This is a genomic window from Lentibacillus sp. (assembly GCF_035301925.1).
Lineage (GTDB): Bacteria > Bacillota > Bacilli > Bacillales > Amphibacillaceae > Lentibacillus.
In genome coordinates this window covers 1-3,498 of sequence record NZ_DATGTI010000005.1, presented here as the reverse complement: position 1 = coordinate 3,498, position 3,498 = coordinate 1, and the positions used below count along the sequence as shown (strand labels likewise).

General features: G+C 45.1%; 4 protein-coding genes. All 4 read right to left on the bottom strand.

What is annotated here, in order from left to right; genetic code table 11:
• Positions 1–315: 315 nt before the first annotated feature.
• Positions 316–1,836 (bottom strand): aldehyde dehydrogenase family protein, encoded by a 1,521-nt coding sequence (locus VK080_RS00530; RefSeq protein WP_324222849.1) that lies wholly within the window; start codon positions 1,834–1,836, stop codon positions 316–318.
• Positions 1,837–2,098: 262 nt separating this feature from the next.
• Entirely contained in the window at positions 2,099–2,284 is a 186-nt protein-coding gene (locus tag VK080_RS00525; protein WP_324222848.1) for a cold-shock protein, read from the bottom strand.
• Positions 2,285–2,432: 148 nt separating this feature from the next.
• On the bottom strand, positions 2,433–3,161 hold the full coding sequence (locus tag VK080_RS00520) for a Cof-type HAD-IIB family hydrolase (RefSeq protein ID WP_324222847.1): 729 nt from the start codon (positions 3,159–3,161) through the stop codon (positions 2,433–2,435).
• A partial coding sequence (locus VK080_RS00515; RefSeq protein ID WP_324222846.1) for an MFS transporter occupies positions 3,162–3,498 on the bottom strand: 337 nt, incomplete at its 5' end.

The window sequence follows — 3,498 nt, the reverse complement described above, 5'->3', positions numbered from 1 at the left end:
TTTTGTCCCCTTCGCCCTTGACACCTTAATCGAAAACCATTGGCGTGTTTGTCAAGAGCGATGGCGGCAGCTCGAAAGCCTTCTGAAACTTTTAATCCTTATTCTGGAGTTATTTTCATAGAACTTTTTACACTACCTGATTGTGTCATTCTTTAGTATTTGCTTTCTTCTGCAGATAACTTGCCCCCTTCTGAAGATATTTTATCGCTTCGGTTGATTCCAGTGTTCTGCCGCTGATTTCTCACCCTCTTCTGATGATTCATCTGCTTTTCCACAGATATTTTCGCCGGGTTTGACTGCTACGTTCACCGTCTATTAAAACAGCCCCGCTGGATCTTCGCTGTAGCTGATTAATAGATTTTTTGTCTGCTGATAGTGATCGAGCATCATCAGGTGATTTTCGCGGCCAATTCCGGATTTCTTATAACCGCCGAATGCAGCGTGTGCCGGATACTGATGGTAGCAATTCGTCCAGACGCGTCCTGCTTCAATACCACGCCCGAAGCGATAGGCCGTATTGATATTCCGAGTCCACACGCCGGCGCCAAGACCATACAATGTGTCATTGGCGATTTCCATTGCCTCGTCGTCATCTTTGAACGTTGTAACCGCAAGCACTGGTCCGAATATTTCTTCCTGGAAAATCCGCATCTTATTGTCACCTTTAAAAATCGTTGGCTCAATGTAATAGCCTTCTTCCATATCACCGCCAAGCTGGTTGACACCACCGCCAACAAGCACTTCTGCACCTTCCTGCCTGCCAATATCGAGATATGATTTGATTTTTTCCATTTGCTCCTGCGATGCCTGTGCACCCATCATCGTTGTCGTATCAAGCGGATGGCCGATTTTGATTTCATTCACTCGTTTGATGGCGCGTTCCATGAATTCATCATAAATCGATTCATGAACAAGCGCTCTTGATGGGCATGTGCACACTTCCCCCTGGTTCAGGGCGAACATGACAAGCCCTTCGATCGTCTTATCCAAAAATCCATCATCTTCATCCATCACGTCTGGGAAGAATATATTCGGTGATTTGCCGCCGAGTTCAAGTGTGACCGGAATGATATTTTCGGAAGCGTACTGCATAATCAGTCTGCCTGTTGTCGTTTCACCGGTAAACGCAACCTTGGCAATACGGCTGTTGGAGGCTATCGGCTTCCCGGCTTCCACACCAAATCCGTTAACGATATTGAGCACACCAGGCGGCAGCAAATCCCTAATCAAATCAAGCAATACATGAATCGATGCCGGTGTCTGCTCAGCCGGTTTCAAAACCACACAATTACCTGTGGCAAGTGCCGGTGCCAGCTTCCACGTTGCCATTAAAATCGGAAAATTCCATGGAATGATTTGCCCGACAACGCCAAGTGGCTCCTGAAAATGATAGGCTACCGTATCATTGTCAATCTGGCTGATACCGCCCTCCTGTGCCCTGATGGCTCCGGCAAAATAGCGGAAGTGATCCGCCGCCAGCGGCAAATCAGCAGCGAGTGGCTCCCTGACTGCTTTTCCATTGTCCCATGTTTCTGCCACTGCCAGCATTTCCAAATTGTCTTCTATTCGGTCGGCAATTTTATTTAAAATATTGGCCCGTTCTGCAACAGACGTTTTTGCCCATGCATCTTTGGCAGCATACCCTGCGTCAACTGCCGCCTCCACGTCTTCTTTCGTCGACCTGGCAAGCTCGCAAAATACTTTTCCTGTCACAGGACTCACATTTTCAAAATACTTTCCATTCGCCGGTGGACGGTATTCCCCGCCAATGTAATTGTCATACCGTTCTTTGAAATTGACTTTTGCCCCTTCCGTATTCGGATTTGCATACTTCATCCACTTATTCCTCCCTTTTATATTGTAAACGCTTACAAATATGGTGATGATTCTGGATGTGTCCTCTTGTTTAGATTATACAATGATTTTTGGAATTATGACAACTATTTGATTTATTAAAATAAAAAAGCTGTCTTACTTACCACAAGCAAGGCAGCTTTTCGAACGTTTGAAAGCAGGATTTTTAGCTCATTATAAAAAGATGCCATCCACGGACACCTTGTTTAAACGGTTATTCTGATATACAGCTTTCATGTTATCTTCAATGATCCACTTCAGGCAGCACACGTACTTCTTTTTCCATTGAAGAATGGCAGAGCGGGCATTCCGGTTCCTCGCTAAAACTGAAAGATTCCCTCATCCAGCCACCACAGTCTTCACTCGTACATGACCACACATTCGTTTCCACTTCCGGAGCAGCTTTTTTTGGTCCACGGGAAAATGACATAACAGCATCCCCCTTTCAAGGTATTATATCGATTATACGCCTTTTCCACCCAATAGTAAAATGCCTATTGGACAGAGGGCCAGACAATTTGTCCTTCTCATAATATGATATGTATCAATACGCTAAATAGAAGGGCGATTGACCAATTCTACAGTACAAATTTGTCTATCGCCTTTCCGACACCATGCTGATTATTCGTATCGGTTATATAATCGGCAACTTGTTTGACCGCCTCTTGCGCATTTCCCATCGCCACACCAATGCCTGATTCCTGAATCATTTTGATATCATTCAGACTGTCACCTGCTGCCATCACATTTTCCATCGTAATTCCGAGTTCCCCACACACCGTTTTCAGTGCATTCGCTTTATTGACACCTTTCGGATTGACTTCGATGTTTGTCGGCAGTGAATTGGTCAGTTCGAGGTCATCATAATGCGAAAGTTCATTGACAATGGTGTCCAGTTTTTCCTTATCATGGGAATCACAGCCAAACTTAAGCCATTCATAGTCAGAAAAATGATCCGGCGCTGTACCGTACCACACCTTGTCAGTCGAAATCATCCATGTGTTTAATGCCATGTCCCTTGCCAGTTCCCACATTAATTTGACGCGTTCAGGATCAAGCAGGTGACGTTCTTTCAATTCTTTTTCAACAGTCCAGATTTCACCACCATTGCACGTAATCAAGAATGACGATAATTTCAGAGATTCGGCATACGGGTAACATGAATCCAGCCAACGGCCGGTGCTCAGCACGACGTGGACATCCTTTGCCAGTGCCTGTTGGATCTTTTCCCGATTAAAGTCAGAAATAGCTTCCTCATAATTCAACAATGTTCCATCCATGTCCAAAGCGATCAATTTGATATCCATTCAGACGCTCCTTTTTTTCGTTACTCCTATGTCATAAACCCGTGTTGTCACATATGGAATCAGCAGCAAACCGAGTAATACAAAGAATAATACCTCAATATTATAAAGGTCGACGATCAGACCGCCCAGAAACGGTCCAACCATCCGACCGGCGGAACCTACACTGTTAACAAATCCCTGGTAAAATCCTGCCCGGCCTTTTGGTGCCAGTTTATGGGCCAAAGTTGGAACAGCCGGCCATACCAGCATCTCACCCAATGTTAAAATAACCATCGCCACAGCGAAAAATGCAAAATCCCGGGCAAACATGCCGACGAGAAACGACCCAAGAAAGATC